The organism is Arthrobacter sp. 179 (assembly GCF_052379645.1).
In the GTDB taxonomy this organism is placed as follows: Bacteria; Actinomycetota; Actinomycetes; order Actinomycetales; family Micrococcaceae; genus Arthrobacter_H.
This window is the reverse complement of sequence record NZ_JBQSYU010000001.1, coordinates 40,989-56,754: the sequence shown is the minus strand read 5'-3', so window position 1 is coordinate 56,754 and position 15,766 is coordinate 40,989. Positions and strand designations below refer to the sequence as shown.

Genomic DNA, 15,766 nt, shown 5'->3' with positions numbered 1-15,766 from the left:
GTCTGTAGGCGTGAACAGAACAGCGACTCCCTTCCTCGTCATCGGTGGCCTCGGCATGCTGCTCGGTGGTCTCTTCTCCGCCATCAGTGCCGCCTCCCCGTCCTATTTGGCCGCCTGGGCGGTCGCCTATCTGGTGCTGGTGGTCGGTGTCGCGCAAGTGGTGCTGGGCCTGGGCCAGGCCCGGTTGGCCGTAAAAACCCCGTCGGAGGGCTTCGTTTCGGCCGAAGTCTTGACGTACAACCTCGCCAATATCGCCGTACTGGGTGGCTCGATGTTCTCCCTGACGTTGCTGACGTGGATTGGTGCGGGGCTGATCGTCGTCGCCATGGGCCTGTTCATCTGGGCGGCCCGCGGTGCTGCCTCGGAACAGCGGTGGTGGCTTTATGGATACCGGGCGATGATCGTGATCATCCTGGTATCGGCCCCCATCGGCATCATCCTGGCGAATTCGCGCATGGGCTGAAGGCGGCCGGCAACGGCCGCGCCGGCGAATGGCCGGCGCGGACACTGCGACTACTGCGCGACGGCCCGGCCCAGCGGGGCCGGGTCGACGACGTCGTGGGCCTCGAAGTAATCCAGGGCAGCGACCAGGTCGCTTTGGCCCGAGTCGGTCGCGTTTGCCCCCTCGGCCAACGTGGTGAAGTTGTCACCACCGGCGGCAAGGAACGAGTTCATAACCACCTTGAACACGTCGTCGTCGGCAATGGCCGCACCGTCGAAGGTCATCGAGGTGATGTGTGAGCCGCGGGCCGCATCCTCCGTGTAGGTGTAGTCCAGGCCTTCGGAGATCCCCAGATGCAGCTTGGGCCGGCTGGAGCCATCGGGCTGCCACTGTTCTTCCAGCACGGTCTTCAACTGAGCCCCGGTGAGGTCCTCGGTCCACAAGGTGTTGCCGAATGGTTGGACGTTGGCCACGTCCTTATATGTGACGGTCCCGTTCGTGCCATACAGCAGGTCGGCCCGCAGGCCTCCCGGGTTCATCAGGGCGATCTGTGCCGGTTCGCCGCCGAAATCCTCGTTGGAGGTCGCCCACAGTTGCATATCCGCCACGAGATTACCCATCGAGGATTCGACGCCGCGGTCGGCCCCCGGCTCGTTCCCGCCGCGCAGGATGTCGGCGCTGATCCGGCCCACCTGTTCTGCGCCGACGATCTCTGCTTGTTCGGCCGCCTTCTTCACGGCCCGTGCCACGCGCCGATCCGCTGGGAAGGCAGGAACCGTCTCGCCGGCGTGGTTCGTTTTCGTCAGCTCCACCAGTGAACCCGAGAGGGCGACCGGCTTCTTGGAACGACGGTCCACGGTGATCTTCACCCGGTCCAGAGTGGTGCCGTATTCATGGGCCTGGACCACCGGGCGCTTCATCGAGGACGACCACCCCTCCACCGGGAAAGAGCAGGCGTATTCCTGGTGGGTATGGCCGGAGAAGATGGCGTCGACGTCGGCCGATGCCCCGCGGATGAGCTCGCCATAGGCGGTGTCCTCGTCGGCGATCGCCGAGCAGTCGGTGCTGGCAGACCCCTCATGGGCCAGCAGAACGATCACGTCCGCCTCACCATTGGACTTCTTGCCGTCGGAAAGCTGGGTCGAGACCCGGTTGACGGCCTCGAGCTGGTTACCGAAGTCGAGGCCGGCCACGCCGGAGGGGGTGACCAACGATTTGGTCTGTTCGGTGACGACGCCGATGAAGCCGACCGTGACGCCCTGGACCTTGCGCAGCGCATATTCCTTCAACGCTGGCTGGTGGGTGCCCTCATGGTAGACGTTGGCGCCCAGTGCGTAGTCGGCCCCGGCGTTCCTGTTGTGCTTTCCGTAGCGCGGGATGACCCGGTTCTTCAGGTCGTCGATGCCGCGGTCGAATTCGTGGTTTCCCACAGAGGAGACATCCAGCCCGGCAGTGCGTAGTGCGTCGATGGTGGGGGTGTCGTCCTGGGAGAAGGAAGTGAACGTCGAGGCGCCAATGTTGTCGCCCGCGGAGACGAACAGTGTGTTGTGCTTCTTCTTGCCGGACAACTCCTTGACGGCTCCCGCCACCACCGCGGCGCCGGCCGAAGTGCCGCCCGCCTCGATCCGACCGTGGAAGTCATTGATGCCCAGCAACTGGATGGTGCTGGTCCGCGGCTGATGGTGACCGCCTCCATGACCTCCGCCGTGGCCCCCGCCGTGACGTCCGCCGTGGTTCCCGCCATGGCCGCCGCCGTGATGGTTTCCCGAGCTGGTGACTGTTGGGGCGGCCTGGGCCGGTGCCACCAGGGTCGTGGCGGCCAATGCGAGGCCCGCGACGATCACGCCGGCTCTCTGGATCGAATGCGTGCGTGGGTTCATGTCGAGACTCCCGAGGGTGCGATATGTGAGGTGCCACACACTCGCGGCGCGGCATACGGGCGATCCTGCCGAGCGACAGAGGCCTGTCAAGGAAAAAATGTGGTCTATTCCACAAAAATTGCAGTTGTGCAATCTTTGCATGAGTGCATAAACTGTACCTATGCAAGAAGTGCCCTTGACCCAGCGTGAGCGCAACCGCCTCGAGACCTGGAACGCGATTCATGACGCCGCAGCTGCCATGACGCTCGAAGACGGGCCGGTCTCCGTGACGATCGAGGCGGTCGCCTCCCGTGCGGGGGTCTCCAAACGAACGTTCTTCAACTATTTCCCCACCAAGGAAGATGCCATCCTGGGCACGCGGGCACCCTCGGTATCCGACGAGCTGCTCGAGAAGTTCCGGACCAGTGATGCCGATCTGCTGACCCGGATCGTCAGGATCCTTTCCGGTGTCATGGCGACCAGCCTCGGCCGGGGACATGCCTACGAGGTTAGGCGCGACATCATCACCCGGTATCCGGAACTCAAGGGTCGGATGGTCCAGCACATCAATGCCGCCGAAGGGCTGGTCGACGAGATCCTGCACGAACGCATGGACAGCGAAGCGGCCGAGGAAACGCTGAACCTGCTGCCCGATGGCCAGGATTCCGCCCGGGCGCTGCTCATGCTCGCGGGAACCATCACCCGATTCGCCTACCGTTCCGATCCACAAGGGACCGTCGCCGACATCGATCTGCATATCGACTCAACCGTCAAGATTTTCCGAGAGGTAATGCAAGCCACCCATGACAACGCTTAAAACCACCAGAGCCAAGCCGGTGCTCGGCAGCAAGAACCACATCATGCTGCTCTTCGCGGCCCTGATGATCACGATGCTGATGGCCTCGCTGAATCAGACCGTGCTCTCCGCCGCCCTGCCCACCATGGTGGGCGAGCTCAACGGCGTCGAACACATGGCGTGGATCATCACGGCGTTCATCCTGGCCTCCACCATCATGATGCCGGTCTACGGCAAGCTCGGAGATCTCTTCGGGCGCAAACCGCTGCTGATCATCGCCATCCTGATCTTCATGAGCGGGTCTGTGCTCGGCGCCCTCTCCGGCACCATGAACGGCGTCATCCTCGCCCGCGTCGTCCAGGGGCTCGGTGGTGGCGGGTTGATGATCCTCTCCCAGGCCACCATCGCCGACGTCATCCCGGCTCGTGAGCGCGGCAAATACATGGGCGTCATGGGTGGGGTCTTCGCCTTGTCCTCGGTCGCCGGACCACTGCTCGGTGGGTGGCTGACGGAGGGGCCGGGCTGGCGTTGGGCCTTCTGGCTGAACCTGCCCTTGGGCGTCCTGGCGGTGCTGGCCACCATCTTCCTGCTGCATGTGCCCCGGACGGTCAACGAGGCCCGCCCCAAGATCGACGTCGTCGGGATGATGATGATGGGGATCGCCACCACAACCCTGGTGCTCGCCTGCACCTGGGGCGGGAACACCTACGCCTGGGATTCCCCCGAGATCCTGGGACTGTTCGCGGCCACCCTGGTCTTCGCGGTGGCCTTCGTCCTGGTCGAGCGCAAGGTCTCCGAACCGGTGATCCCGCTGATGCTGTTCAAGAACCGCAACTTCGTCCTGACGACATTCGCGGCCCTGATGGTCGGCATCGCGATGTTCGGGGCCATCGGCTACATGCCCACCTACCTGCAGATGGTCACAGGCTTCGGCCCGACCCAAGCCGGCTTGCTGATGATCCCGATGATGGGCGCCCTGCTGGTGACCTCGATCGTCGTGGGGCGCCAGGTCTCGGCCTCGGGGCGCTATAAGAAGGTCATGATGGCCGGCACGCTGGGCCTGGGCCTGGGCCTCGGACTGCTTTCGACCATCCACTCCGACACGGAGGTCTACATGATCTGTGTGTTCCTGGGCGTGATCGGTCTGGGGCTGGGCATGAGCATGCAGATGCTCACCCTGGTGGCGCAGAACTCCTTCCCGCTGAAGTTCGTCGGCACGGCGACCGCCGGGCAGAACTACTTCCGCCAGGTCGGGGCCACCCTGGGCTCGGCAGTGGTCGGTTCGCTCTTCGCCAGCCGGTTGAAGGACATCCTGGCCGATAAGTTGCCCGATGGCGCCTCGTCGGGAGCCAGCACCAACTCGCTGACCCCCGAACTGGTCACCTCGCTGCCGGCCCCGATCCGCGAGGTCATCGTCTCGGCCTATAACGAGGCCCTGGTCCCGTTGTTCCTGTGGATGGTCCCGTTGGCCATCGCCGCGACCATCGCCCTGTTCTTCATGAAGGAATCGAAGCTGGCCACCCGCATCGAGCGTGAGATACCGGCGACCTCGGCGGCCGAGGGGCAGTTGGCGGCCAGCGACGTGCCCGGGCCGACGGACCACCGTGAACCGGTGTCCGTGGGAGCCAGTGGTGGCGGCAGCGAACCGTCCCGCGTGCCGTCCATGGCCCCCGTGCCGGCCGCCCAGGCCATGGAGCCGGTAGGCGATGGACCGGGGCAGCGTCCACGGGGCGCGCACCGTGCCGGCGTCGAGGGGGACTGACCGGGAACCGGGGGTCCGGGCTCGATGTCACAACGGGGGTGCTTCCCGGAGGGGGCGCCCCCGTTGTGACGGGCCACATTGCGCGGCGAACGGCGTTGGACAACACTGGAAAGACAGGGACCCGATTGGTGTCCCGCTGCACCAACCAAGGAGTGACACCGTGAGCGAACCCATCAATGTGGGACCGGTCGAAGACATCGAAGAAGGCGAGGCCAAGGTCATCGACTCCGATGACACGGGAACCGGAAACGATATTTCCATCTTCCACAGCGAAGACGGTGGTTTCTACGCGCTCGACGACGAATGCACCCATGAAACCGCGTCGCTGGCCGAAGGCTGGATCGAAGACGGCGAAGTCGAATGCCCCGTGCACTCGGCCCGTTTCTGCCTCAAGACCGGTGAGGCACTCTGCCTGCCGGCAACCGTCAACGCCCGCATCCACAAGGTCGAGGTCCGCGACGGGGACATCCTGCTCTACCCCGGAGTGTCACCGAACGCCGGCTAGGCGCTCCAGCGCCAGCGTCGTTCCCAGTTCGGGCCGGTCGGCCGGGTGCTCGAGATAGTGCACCAAGGCCGAATGCAGGACGTTCGGGTCCGCCAACAGGTACGCCACCTGCACCACCACCTCCTTGCGGGCGGTGGTGCCGTGGTCTTCCGGACCGTCGGAGGCCGTCCGGTCGCGGCCACGCAGGACCACCAACGCCGGGCCTCTCCGGCCCAGGGGGGTGCGGCCGCGGGGGTTCTCGGCGCTGATCGAGCCCATGTCCCGCCAATACATCTCGGCGAGCCCCAGGGGGCCGAAGACCACCACACGGCTCCGGGTCAGGAAGACCCCCGGTTGCTGCTCGGCGGAGGCGATGCGCAGCAACCGCAGGCCCTCGCGCAGGATCATGAATCCGGCCACGCCCAGGACGATGGCGCCGGCGATGGTCCAGAAGCGTTCGAATCCTGCGTGCCACAGCGCGAATTTCCCCACCGCAGCCAGCGCGGCGACCAGCCCGATGACCCCGAGTCCGACCGTGGCCGCGGCAAAGGCCGCCGAATTATGGCGGTAGGCGAAACGGGTGGAGGCCCGCAAACCGCTGGAGGTGTCCACTGCGCTGAGCTCGGGAAGCCGGGCGTCGGGGGTCAGCCGGAATTCGCGGAACAGTGACACGACGGTCCCGATCCCGAAGGCCACCAGGGGGACCCCGAAGAGCAGCGATTGCAGGACCAGCGCCCAGATCCCCAGCCCGATGAGGAACCCGGCCATGACGAAGGCGGGAAGCAGGTGGTGCGCCAACTTCCATTCCCGGTTGCGGGGGGCCCACTGGCCCTCGCGGCGTTCCTCTGCTGACATGGATCCATCGTATCGAGGAACCGCGGGGTTCGGAGGCCGCCGGGCGCGTCCTAGTTCAGCCGACGCAACGGGGCACCGGCCAGCCAGGCCTTCACGTTCTCGAAGGCCTGCCCGTAGAAGACCTCGTAGGTCTGCCGGGTGACGTAGCCCAGATGCGGGCTGAGCACGGTCCGCGGCGCGGCGATGACCGGGTGGTCGGCCGGGAGCGGTTCGACGTCGAAGACATCCAGTGCCGCGCCGCCCAGCCAGCCTTCATGCAGACCCCGCAGCATTGCCTCCTGGTCCACGATCGCGGCCCGTGAGGTGTTCACCAGCAGCCCGGCGGGCCCCAGCAGGCGAAGATTCGTCTCGTCGACCAGTCCGCGAGTGCGTTCCGAGAGCTGCAGGTGGACGCTCAGGACATCGGCGGAGGCGAACAGTTCCTCGCGACCCACGAGCCGGGCCCCTGCCGCGGCGGCCCGGTCCGCTTCCAGGTTCTGGCTCCAGGCGATGATGTCCATCCCGAAGGCCGCCCCGTAGGCGGCGATGCGTGAACCGATCCGGCCCAGTCCCAGGATGCCCAGGGTGCTGCCGCAGAGGCCGAAGCCGACGTCGGTACCGTTTTGCCAGGTGCCGGCCCGCAACGACGCCTGTTGGGCCGGGACATCCCGCATCCAGGCCATGAGCAGTGCCCACGTGAGCTCGGGGGTGGCGGTGGTGGACCCGGCGGTCCCGCAGACCGTGATGCCGGCCCCGGTGGCGGCGTCGAGGTCGATGGAGGCGTTGACCTTTCCGGTGGTGACCAGCAGCTTCAACCCGGGCAGGCCGGCGATGATCTCGGCATCGAAGGCCGTGCGTTCGCGCATGGCGACGATGATGTCGAATCCCGCCAGGGCCTCCACGGTGTCCCGGGCGGTGGCCAGGGTGTCGTGGAAGACGACGATCTCGACGTCCTCCAGCGTGGTCCAGGGCGCGAAATCCAAGGCGACGTCCTGATGGTCGTCGAGGATGGCCAGCCGGTGGGCCGGAGGGTTGGTGGGGGACATGGCAGGGCCTTTCGTACTGGTTCTCGTGGTCCGTGGACCCGGCGCGGTCGCCGGGGGCGGGTGCCGGTCAGTCCTGCAGGCGTTCCAACGTCCGGCGCAGCGATTGCGCCGGACGGCCCAGCAGCCGTTCGACATCCGCACTGACCGGTTCCAGCTCCCCGGAGGCGATCGCGGTGTAGGTGCTGATCCAGGCGTCCATCTGCCAGTCGGGGGCACCCAGACCGTCCCGGGAGGCCAGGGCTTCGGCCACGGTCTCGTGGAGGTAGCGGGTCTGCACCCCGGTGACCTCGGTCATCACCGCTGCCGCCTGATGGAGGTCGAACGCCTCGGGCCCGGTCAGGTCGTAGGTGTGGCCGGCATGGACCGGTTCCCGCCCGGCGGCCCAGGCCACGGCGGCTTCGGCGAGCACCACTGCCGCCACCGCGGCGACGTCGTCCCGGGCCACCGCGGAAACCCTGCCCTCGGCCGCCGGGCCGCGCAGAAGATGGTCGTCACCGGCGAAGAGCGGGAAGACGTCCTGGTAGAAGTTATCGCGCAGGATCGTATGCGGCACCCCGGAATCGGCCAGCAGCTTCTCGGTGGCAAAGTGGTCGCGGGCCAGGGTGAAGACGGCATCGGGGGCGGCGGCGAAGAACGAGGTATAGACGATTTGTCCCACCCCGGCCGCCCGTGCCGCCCGGATGAACGCGGCATGCTGGGCCAGCCGGTCGGAGGCCTCCTCCGCGGAGACCATGAGGACGACGTCGACCCCCTCCAGGGCACGGACGGCCCCCGGCTGATCGGCGAAGTCCAGGGCCGCCGCGGAAGCCTCGGCGGCCGCCGTCGTGCGGGGCAGCGCGCGGGCCGCGGCCTCGGCCCGTTCGACGTCACGGGAGAACAGCCGCAACCGCACCGTTCCGGCCAGGCGGCGGGCCACCCGGGAACCGACCTTGCCGGTGGCGCCGGTGATGGCGATCAAGGGGGTGTTGGGGGAAACGTCGTCGGTCATGACCCCCACGGTACGCCGGGGGCGACGTGGAATGGGCGGAGGGGGCGGTTGCGAATACGATGGCGACATCATGAAAAAAACTCGTTCCCTCGCCAAGCCCCTGACGTGGCTGTTGATCATCGCCCTGGTAGGAACCGTAGGAGCCGGTGCGCTGCAAGGCGTCCTGTGAACGGGGGAGTCGTGAACGAGGACGCCACCGGGGCCGGGACCGCCGCCTCCCCCGCGGAAGCACTGATCGAGCCGACCCGACGCGTCGGAGCCCGCTGGGTGACCGGGGCGATCATGGTCAACCTGGTCATCAACGTCGCGTTCTTCGCGCCCATCAACATCCTGATCGGGTTGCAGGCCACGGCGATCGACGCCGGGAACAAGGAAGCCATCCTCACCCTGGTGACCGCCTGCGGTGCCGCCGTCGCGCTGGTCGCCAACCCCGTCACCGGGGCCCTGTCGGACCGGACCACCTCCAGATGGGGCCGGCGCTCGCCGTGGATCCTCGCCGGAGCGGTGCTGGGCACCGCGGCGATGCTCTTCCTTTCCGGGGCCACCACGGTCGCCGCCCTGGTGATCGGCTGGGCGTTGGTCCAGGCCGGCTGCAACGCCATGTACTCGACCATCACCGCTGCGGTCCCGGACCGGGTGCCGGTCGCCCAGCGGGCTTCCGTGGGCGGGCTGGCGGCCATGGGCCAGACCCTGGGCATCCTCGGGGGATCCGTCGTCGGATTCGTCATCTCCGGCAACATTGCCGTCGGATACTGGATCTGCGCGGCGGCCATCGCCGTCGGGGTGATCCCCTACCTGACCCATCGTGATGATCCGGTCCTTCCTCCGGGGCACCATCCGCCGTTCCGGCTCGGCCGGTTCCTGCGCTCCTTCTGGATCAACCCCGTGAAGCATCCGGACTTCGGCTGGGCCTGGCTGACCCGTTTCCTCATGTTCGTGGGCAACCAGCTGGTCATCGTCTACCTGCTGTTCTTCCTCACCGATGTGATCCACCATCCGGATCCCGCCGCCGGGGTGCTGGTGCTGACCGGGCTCTACGCGGTCATGGTGGTCATCACCAGCGTGCTGGCCGGGCGGTGGAGCGACCGGGTGGGACAGCGCAAGGTCTTCGTCGCCGGGGCCTCGGCGGTGATCGCCTGCGCCGCGCTGATCATGGCGTTCTTCCAGGTCTGGCCGGCGGCGATGGTCGGCGCGGCGGTCCTGGGCATCGGCTTCGGGGCCTATCTCGCGGTCGACTTCGCGCTGTTGACCCAGGTGCTGCCCTCGGCAGCGGCCCGTGGCAAGGACATGGGGGTGGTCAATGTCGCGGCCGCGCTGCCCCAGGTGGTCGCCCCGGCGCTGGCGTTGCTGGCGGTGAAGTTCCTCGGCGGCTACATGGCCCTGTTCGTCTTGGCGGCGATCATCGGTCTGGCGGCGGCCGCCCTGGTGTATCGGATCAAATCCGTTCCCTAAGGGTCCGGCCGTGGTCGGGACGCCCTGGATTCGGCGGTATTCTGGGTGAATGGATTGGTTACGCGAGGCTCCCTTCGGCTGGGCGTACCTCTTCCTCTTCCTGCTCTCCATGGCGCGGGCGAACACGACCTACTGGGTGGGTCGCGGGGTCGCCGCGGGGGTGAGCCATTCCCGCTTCGAATACGTCCTGGAAGGCCCGATCTACCGCCGGGCCCAGCGCTTCGTCGCCCGCTGGGGGATCCTGGCGGTTCCGCTGTCCTTCCTCACCATCGGGATCCAGACCGCGGTGAACGCCAGCGCGGGGATGTCCCGGATGCCGTTGTCGCGCTACCTGCCCGCCGTGATCGTCGGCTGCCTGATGTGGGCGTTGATCTACGCCACGGTGGGGATGGCGGTGGTCTACGCGGCCATCGCGGTCGGCTGGCAGTGGATCGCGTTGGCCGGGGTCGTGGTGGTGGCCGGGGCCGTCCTGTGGATCAGGTACCGGCGCCGGAACGGCTAGAGCATGGGGCTTGCCCCTAGTCGGAGGGGACCGCCATGAACGAGGCCGGGACCAGATCCGCGCCCGTGACGCCTTCGAGCATCCGCGGTTCGATCAGGACCCCCGAACGCAGGATGCTGATCTGCCCGGTGGACTCCAGGATCACGCAGGCGACCTCGGTGCGGTGGCGGATGCCTGCCTGGCGCAGCCGGGCCACCAGTTCCCGCTCGGAGACGTGGGTCCGCCGCAGGTTGGCCTGGATGACCTCGTCCCCGGCCATGAGTATGAACGCGCGGTTGTTGATCATTCCCGAGACCCGCCGGAACCGACGCAGCTGACCGGTAACCGCCTGCAGCGCCAGCAGGGTGACCAGTCCCAGGGCGCCGGCGACCACCGTCGGGGTGTAGCCGAGGATCGCCCGCCCGACGACGGCGCCGAGGGCTACGGCGGCTGCCAGGTCGAAGCTGGACAGGCTCGCCATCGTGCGCTGGCCCATGACCCTGATCAGCCCCAGCACCACGAGGTAGAGCGCAATGGCGGATACCACCACCCGTGCCGCATCAACCCACGTCAGTCCATATTCTTCCCACATCTTTTTCCTTTCCGCCAGCCTCAAGCCTAGACCGGTAGGCGGCTGGGGCCCGACGGGGAGCAGCGGCGGAGGGGCCTACGCGTGGTTCGTTGCTGCGGCGAGAACCTCTGCGGTCGGGGTGTGGGCCAGCCCCAGGGCCTCGGCCACGGGGGCGAAGGTGACGTGGCCGTCGTGCACGGTCAAGCCGTTGGCGAGCCCGTCGTCGTCCTGTAGTGCCTGCTGCCAGCCCTTGGAGGCGATCCGTAGCGCGTAGGGCAAGGTCGCGTTGGTCAGCGCCACCGTCGAGGTCTGCGGGACGGCGCCGGGCATGTTCCCCACGCAGTAGTAGACGGCGTCGTGCACCGTATAGGTGGGGTCGACATGCGTGGTGGCATGCGATCCCTCGAAGCAGCCACCCTGGTCGATCGCGATGTCCACCAACACCGATCCCGGACGCATATGCGAGACCATCTCCGTGGTGACCAGCTTCGGGGCCGCGGCCCCGGGGATCAGCACCGAACCGATGACCAGATCCGCCGCGGCGACCTCGCCGGCGATCGTGAACTTCGTGGAGGCCAGCGTCTTGATCCGACCGTTGTAGGCGACATCGATTTCCTTCAACCGGGCCAGGCTGATGTCGATGATCGTCACGTCGGCGCCCATGCCGGAGGTGATCGCCGCCGCATTTTCACCGGCGACACCACCACCGATGACCACGACCTTGGCCGGGCGGGTGCCGGGCACGCCGCCCATCAGGATGCCCGAGCCGCCGGTGGGCTGTTGGAGCTGGAAGGCCCCGATCTGTGCGGCGAGCCGACCGGCGACTTCGGACATGGGCGCCAGCAGCGGCAGGGTCCGGCCGGCGGTGACCGTCTCGTAGGCGATCGCCGTGGCGCCGGCGTCGATGATGGCCCGGGCGCACTCGCTCGAGGCGGCCAGATGCAGGTAGGCGAAGAGGATCTGGCCGGCACGGATGCGGTGGTATTCCTCGGCGACGGGTTCCTTGACCTTGAGCACCATGTCGGCGTCGGCCCAGGCCCCGTCGGCGTCCGAGGCGATCGTCGCCCCTGCGTCGACGTAGAGTTCGTCGGGGATGCCCGAGCCGAGGCCCGCGCCGGTCTCGACGAGGACCTCGTGACCCTGGGCGACGAATTCGGAGACCCCTGCCGGGGTGATGGCGACGCGGAACTCGTTGTTCTTGATTTCACGGGGGACGCCGATGATCATGAGGACTCCTTGGTGGGTCTGTACGCCGTGACGGACCCTCGGATTTCCTCTCCAGGGGTCGACGGCTGGCGGTACGAAACAGTGGTGGCTTTCCTGCGGTTCTTCGGGTGTGACGCAGATTTTATTTCGGTACAATCGAGAATATCCGTAATTTCCATCCGCCCGAAAGAGTGTGACGTGGCCACAGCGAAGAATGTTCGGACCAGTCGGCATTACGAGCTCGATGATATCGACCGTGGTCTGTTGCGGATGCTCACCGAGAACTCGCGGCGGACCAACAACTCCTTGGCCGAGGAGCTCGGGATCGCCCCCTCGACCTGCCTGGCCCGCATGAACGCGCTGCGTGAGACGGGGGTCATCCGCAAATTCACCTTGGATCTGGATCCGGAGGTCCTCGGGCATGCGCTCGAGGCGCTGATCTTCGTGCGGATCCGCCCCGGGGCACGGCACCTGATGTCCAGTTTCGCCGAGGAGATCCGCAGCAAGGCCGGGGTGATGCAGCTGTTCTTCCTGGGAGGAACGGATGACTTCGTGATCCACGTGGCGGTCAAGGATTCCAACGATGTGCGCCAGTTCGTCCTGGACAACCTCTCGGCCAATCCGGCGGTGGCCTCCACGCAGACCTCACTGGTCTTCGAACATACCCGCGGCGAAGTTCCCTGGCTCTAGGGCGTGCGGCGGCGCAGGGTGATCGAACCCAGGACGATGGAACCGACGATCCACGCCCCGATGAACAGGGTCCGCACCACGATGTAGCCGGAGTCCTCGTCACCGGTGGCCACGGCGGTCAGGGCGTCCATGGCGTGGGAGAGCGGCAGCCAGTCCCCGATCGTTTCCAGCACGTCCGGGAGCTGGGCGCGGGGCAGGAAGAGTCCCCCAGGAGGATCTGCGGGAAGACGAAGGCAGGCATGAACTGCACGACCTGGAACTCGGTGCGGGCAAAGGCACTGGCCAGCAGGCCCAGGGCGGTGCCCAGCAGGGCATCGGCCACCGCGACCAGGAAGAGCAGCCAGAGCCGGCCGTTGATCTCCAGACCGCAGACCCAGATCGAGAATGCCACGGCGATCGCCGTCTGCGCCACCGCGAGCAGACCGAAGGCCAACGCGTAGCCGAGCACGAAGGACCCCTTGCCCAGGGGCATGGTCAACAGCCGTTCAAGGGTCCCGGAACGACGTTCGCGCAGCGTGCTGATGCTCGCCACCAGGAACATGACGATGAACGGGAACATCGCGATGAGGGCCGGCCCGATGGTGCTGAAGACGTCGGTCTCGGAGAAGATCCAGGCCACCAGGCCGATCAGGAGGCTCGGGACGACCAGCAGGAGGGCGATCGTGCGTGGATCATGAAGGATCTGCGCCAGGACGCGTCCGGCGGTCGCCCAGGTGCCCGAGGGGCTCACCGGTTGCCTCCCGGGGCCTGACCGGCCGGGGCCCGGCGATGCCGTCCGCGGGTCCGCGGGGTGGCCGTGGCCGGCGGGTCGTTGGCGGCGATCAGGGTCAGGAAGGCCTCCTCGGTGGTCCCGGTTCCCGTGCTCCGCAGCAGTCCGGCGGGGGAATCGTCGGCAATGAACCTGCCCTCGCGCATCAGCAGCAACCGGTCGCACCGGGTCGCCTCATCCATCACATGGCTGGAGATCAGCAGGGTGGCCCCGTCCGCGGCCAATTGCCGGAAGAGGGACCAGAGGTCCGCCCGCAGCACGGGATCGAGTCCGACGGTGGGCTCATCCAGGATCATCACCTCGGGGTCCCCGAGCAGGGCCACCGCCAGCGAAACCCGGCTGCGCTGGCCACCCGAGAGGTTTTCGGTGACCTCATGGGCCGAACCGGCCAGATCCGTCAGCTCCAGCACCCGGTCGGTGTCCCCGCCGGGGGCGACGAGGACCTTGCGGAAGTATTCGAGGTTCTGCCGCACCGTGAGATCGTCATAGATGCTCAGCGATTGGGTCATGTAGCTGACCCGGCGGCGGAGCTGCCGGGAACCGGCCGGCTCGCCGAGGACCCGGACACTCCCGCCGTGGACCAGCTGGGTTCCGACGATGCTGCGCAGCAGGGTCGACTTCCCGCAGCCGCTGGGGCCAAGCAACCCCACCACGTCCCCGGAACCGACCGAGAACCCCAGTCCGTCCAGGACCACGGTCCGGCCGCGACGGACCACCAGGTCGTCGACTTCGATGGCTGGTGCCTCAGTGCCCATGGAACCCATGAGATCCCTGCCGGGGCCACGGGTCAAGCCCGTGGGCCCGCATCCGGCCGGCGGCCCGGAGCGGGTGGCTACCAGGAGGTTTCGCGGGGACGGCCTTCCTCATAGCCGGCGCTGGACTGCACGCCGACGACGGCACGTTCGCGGAACCTGGCGATCGACTCGGCTCCCGCGTAGGTGAAGGAGGAACGGACGCCGGAAATGATCGAATCAACCAGGTCCTCCACCCCGGGACGCGCCGGGTCGAGGTACATCCGCGAATGCGAGATGCCTTCCTCAAATAGTCCCGAACGGGCCCGGTCGAAGGCCGACTGCCTCTTGGTACGGTTCTGCACGGCACGGGCGGAGGCCATCCCGAAGCTTTCCTTATAGGAGCGGCCGTGGGGGTCCACCACCAGGTCGCCCGCGGATTCGTGGGTTCCGGCGAACCAGGAGCCGATCATGACGCTGGCGGCGCCCGCGGCCAGGGCCAGGGCGACGTCGCGCGGGTACTTCACCCCGCCGTCGGCCCAGACTTCGGCCCCCGATTCGTGGGCAGCCTGCGCGCATTCGAGCACGGCCGAGAACTGGGGGCGTCCCACCCCGGTCATCATGCGGGTGGTGCACATGGCCCCCGGGCCGACGCCGACCTTCAGGATGTCCGCCCCGGCGGAGACCAGATCGGTCACCCCCTCGGCGGCCACGACGTTCCCGGCCACGACCTTCAGCCGACGGCCGGTGCGTTCGGCGAATTCATCCCGGGCGGCGGTGACCTGCGGCAGCGCCTCGATCATCTTCTCCTGGTGGCCGTGGGCGGTGTCCACGACGAGGACGTCGACGCCGGATTCGAGCAGGCTGGTGGTCTTGGCCCCCACGTCCCCGTTGATGCCCACGGCGCCACCGACCATGAGCCGGCCCTGCGGGTCGACGGCGGGGGAGTAGATGGTCGAGCGCAGGATGCCCTTGCGGGTCAGCACCCCGGCCAGCCGGCCGTCCTCGAGCATGGGAACCATGGACAGATGGCGTTCGGCGATCGTATCGAAGACGGCGCGCGGGTCCTCGTCGACCGAAGCGGTGACGATGTTCTCGCTCATCACCTCGGAGATGCGGGCAAAGCGGTCGACCTCCTGGCAGTCGCCCAGGGTGACGATGCCCACCGGCTCGTGGCCGTTGAGGACGACGGCGGCCCCGTGGGACCGCTTCCCCAGCAGGGACAGGGCGGTCGAGACGGAATCGGTGGTCTGGACGGTGATCGGGGTTTCGAAGACGGTATGGGCGCCCTTGACCTGGCCGACCATGTCGTCGACCGCCTCCCGGCTGATGTCCTGGGGCAGGATCGCGATGCCTCCGCGACGGGCCACGGTTTCCGCCATGCGCCGTCCGGCGACGGCGGTCATGTTGGACACCACCAACGGGATCGAGGTTCCGATGCCGTCGGGGGTGGTCAGGTCCACGCTCGTGCGTGAGGCGATGGCCGAACGCGAGGGCACCATGAAGGTGTCGTTATAGGTCAGGTCATGGGACGGGTTGACGTCATTGAGAAACTTCACATGCTCGAGGGTACCGTTCAAATGAGTCCACGCGACACCACCGCCGGGGTCGTGGGGCATGTCCGGTGCCTCGCCGCGCCATGCGTGGCGAGGCAC

General features: G+C 67.4%; 15 protein-coding genes and 1 pseudogene. 7 read left to right on the top strand and 9 right to left on the bottom strand.

What is annotated here, in order from left to right:
• Positions 1 to 10: 10 nt before the first annotated feature.
• On the top strand, positions 11 to 463 hold the full coding sequence (locus ACT3UE_RS00290) for a hypothetical protein (RefSeq protein WP_444553876.1): 453 nt from the start codon (positions 11 to 13) through the stop codon (positions 461 to 463).
• 50 nt (positions 464 to 513) lie between these two features.
• Here the strand turns inward: ACT3UE_RS00290 and ACT3UE_RS00285 are convergent, their stop codons facing one another.
• Positions 514 to 2,322: a bifunctional metallophosphatase/5'-nucleotidase gene (locus tag ACT3UE_RS00285; RefSeq protein ID WP_444566073.1), complete on the bottom strand. Its 1,809-nt coding sequence runs from the start codon at positions 2,320 to 2,322 to the stop codon at positions 514 to 516.
• Positions 2,323 to 2,482: 160 nt separating this feature from the next.
• Here ACT3UE_RS00285 and ACT3UE_RS00280 point away from each other — a divergent pair, with 160 nt between their 5' ends.
• The 3 genes from ACT3UE_RS00280 to ACT3UE_RS00270 all read left to right on the top strand — a co-directional run bounded on the left by ACT3UE_RS00280 (position 2,483) and on the right by ACT3UE_RS00270 (position 5,364).
• Positions 2,483 to 3,118 carry a TetR/AcrR family transcriptional regulator gene (locus ACT3UE_RS00280; protein ID WP_444566072.1) on the top strand — a complete coding sequence of 212 codons (636 nt, stop codon included), beginning with the start codon at positions 2,483 to 2,485 and terminating at the stop codon, positions 3,116 to 3,118.
• The gene (locus ACT3UE_RS00275) at positions 3,105 to 4,859 is read left to right on the top strand and encodes an MDR family MFS transporter (RefSeq protein WP_444566071.1); all 1,755 of its coding nucleotides are present in this window, start codon (positions 3,105 to 3,107) and stop codon (positions 4,857 to 4,859) included. Before ACT3UE_RS00280 ends, ACT3UE_RS00275 begins: the two co-directional genes overlap by 14 nt.
• Positions 4,860 to 5,019: 160 nt before the next feature.
• Complete coding sequence (locus tag ACT3UE_RS00270) at positions 5,020 to 5,364, top strand: bifunctional 3-phenylpropionate/cinnamic acid dioxygenase ferredoxin subunit (protein ID WP_444553872.1); 345 nt, start codon at positions 5,020 to 5,022, stop codon at positions 5,362 to 5,364.
• Here ACT3UE_RS00270 and ACT3UE_RS00265 read toward each other — a convergent pair.
• From ACT3UE_RS00265 to ACT3UE_RS00255, 3 genes are all read right to left on the bottom strand, one after another.
• Positions 5,347 to 6,198 carry a hypothetical protein gene (locus ACT3UE_RS00265; RefSeq protein WP_444553871.1) on the bottom strand — a complete coding sequence of 284 codons (852 nt, stop codon included), beginning with the start codon at positions 6,196 to 6,198 and terminating at the stop codon, positions 5,347 to 5,349. The two genes, ACT3UE_RS00270 and ACT3UE_RS00265, sit on opposite strands and share 18 nt — an antisense overlap.
• A gap of 50 nt (positions 6,199 to 6,248) precedes the next feature.
• On the bottom strand, positions 6,249 to 7,223 hold the full coding sequence (locus ACT3UE_RS00260) for a D-2-hydroxyacid dehydrogenase family protein (RefSeq protein ID WP_444553870.1): 975 nt from the start codon (positions 7,221 to 7,223) through the stop codon (positions 6,249 to 6,251).
• A gap of 67 nt (positions 7,224 to 7,290) precedes the next feature.
• Positions 7,291 to 8,211, bottom strand: a complete 921-nt coding sequence (locus ACT3UE_RS00255) for an NAD(P)H-binding protein (RefSeq protein WP_444561136.1) — start codon at positions 8,209 to 8,211, stop codon at positions 7,291 to 7,293.
• A gap of 180 nt (positions 8,212 to 8,391) precedes the next feature.
• Between ACT3UE_RS00255 and ACT3UE_RS00250 the strand changes: the two genes are divergently transcribed.
• Positions 8,392 to 9,663 (top strand): MFS transporter, encoded by a 1,272-nt coding sequence (locus tag ACT3UE_RS00250; protein WP_444553868.1) that lies wholly within the window; start codon positions 8,392 to 8,394, stop codon positions 9,661 to 9,663.
• 49 nt (positions 9,664 to 9,712) lie between these two features.
• Entirely contained in the window at positions 9,713 to 10,165 is a 453-nt protein-coding gene (locus ACT3UE_RS00245; RefSeq protein ID WP_444553867.1) for a DedA family protein, read from the top strand.
• Between the two features lie 16 nt (positions 10,166 to 10,181).
• Here ACT3UE_RS00245 and ACT3UE_RS00240 read toward each other — a convergent pair whose 3' ends face one another.
• Positions 10,182 to 10,736 carry a DUF421 domain-containing protein gene (locus ACT3UE_RS00240; protein ID WP_444566070.1) on the bottom strand — a complete coding sequence of 185 codons (555 nt, stop codon included), beginning with the start codon at positions 10,734 to 10,736 and terminating at the stop codon, positions 10,182 to 10,184.
• Positions 10,737 to 10,811: 75 nt separating this feature from the next.
• Positions 10,812 to 11,942 carry an alanine dehydrogenase gene (ald, locus tag ACT3UE_RS00235; protein WP_444553865.1) on the bottom strand — a complete coding sequence of 377 codons (1,131 nt, stop codon included), beginning with the start codon at positions 11,940 to 11,942 and terminating at the stop codon, positions 10,812 to 10,814.
• 177 nt (positions 11,943 to 12,119) lie between these two features.
• Between ald and ACT3UE_RS00230 the strand changes: the two genes are divergently transcribed.
• Positions 12,120 to 12,611, top strand: coding sequence for an Lrp/AsnC family transcriptional regulator (locus tag ACT3UE_RS00230; RefSeq protein WP_444566069.1), 492 nt, complete (start codon positions 12,120 to 12,122; stop codon positions 12,609 to 12,611).
• On the opposite strand, the pseudogene ACT3UE_RS00225 reads toward ACT3UE_RS00230, so the two are convergent.
• The 3 genes and pseudogenes from ACT3UE_RS00225 to ACT3UE_RS00215 all read right to left on the bottom strand — a co-directional run bounded on the left by ACT3UE_RS00225 (position 12,608) and on the right by ACT3UE_RS00215 (position 15,670).
• Positions 12,608 to 13,341, bottom strand: a pseudogene (locus ACT3UE_RS00225) (ABC transporter permease). The gene ACT3UE_RS00230 and the pseudogene ACT3UE_RS00225 overlap by 4 nt on opposite strands.
• On the bottom strand, positions 13,338 to 14,135 hold the full coding sequence (locus tag ACT3UE_RS00220) for an ABC transporter ATP-binding protein (protein ID WP_444566068.1): 798 nt from the start codon (positions 14,133 to 14,135) through the stop codon (positions 13,338 to 13,340). The pseudogene ACT3UE_RS00225 and the gene ACT3UE_RS00220 overlap by 4 nt, the downstream one beginning before the upstream one ends.
• A gap of 77 nt (positions 14,136 to 14,212) precedes the next feature.
• Complete coding sequence (locus tag ACT3UE_RS00215; protein ID WP_444553860.1) at positions 14,213 to 15,670, bottom strand: GuaB1 family IMP dehydrogenase-related protein; 1,458 nt, start codon at positions 15,668 to 15,670, stop codon at positions 14,213 to 14,215.
• Positions 15,671 to 15,766 lie beyond the last annotated feature (96 nt).

Excerpts from the sequence above, each read along its gene's own strand:
- ald (WP_444553865.1), bottom strand. The coding sequence starts at position 11,942 with ATGATCATCGGCGTCCCCCGTGAAATCAAGAACAACGAGTTCCGCGTC.
- ACT3UE_RS00255 (WP_444561136.1), bottom strand. The coding sequence starts at position 8,211 with ATGACCGACGACGTTTCCCCCAACACCCCCTTGATCGCCATCACCGGC.
- ACT3UE_RS00220 (WP_444566068.1), bottom strand. The coding sequence starts at position 14,135 with ATGGGCACTGAGGCACCAGCCATCGAAGTCGACGACCTGGTGGTCCGT.
- ACT3UE_RS00245 (WP_444553867.1), top strand. The coding sequence starts at position 9,713 with ATGGATTGGTTACGCGAGGCTCCCTTCGGCTGGGCGTACCTCTTCCTC.
- ACT3UE_RS00240 (WP_444566070.1), bottom strand. The coding sequence starts at position 10,736 with ATGTGGGAAGAATATGGACTGACGTGGGTTGATGCGGCACGGGTGGTG.
- ACT3UE_RS00285 (WP_444566073.1), bottom strand. The coding sequence starts at position 2,322 with ATGAACCCACGCACGCATTCGATCCAGAGAGCCGGCGTGATCGTCGCG.
- ACT3UE_RS00265 (WP_444553871.1), bottom strand. The coding sequence starts at position 6,198 with ATGTCAGCAGAGGAACGCCGCGAGGGCCAGTGGGCCCCCCGCAACCGG.
- ACT3UE_RS00275 (WP_444566071.1), top strand. The coding sequence starts at position 3,105 with ATGACAACGCTTAAAACCACCAGAGCCAAGCCGGTGCTCGGCAGCAAG.
- ACT3UE_RS00280 (WP_444566072.1), top strand. The coding sequence starts at position 2,483 with ATGCAAGAAGTGCCCTTGACCCAGCGTGAGCGCAACCGCCTCGAGACC.
- ACT3UE_RS00260 (WP_444553870.1), bottom strand. The coding sequence starts at position 7,223 with ATGTCCCCCACCAACCCTCCGGCCCACCGGCTGGCCATCCTCGACGAC.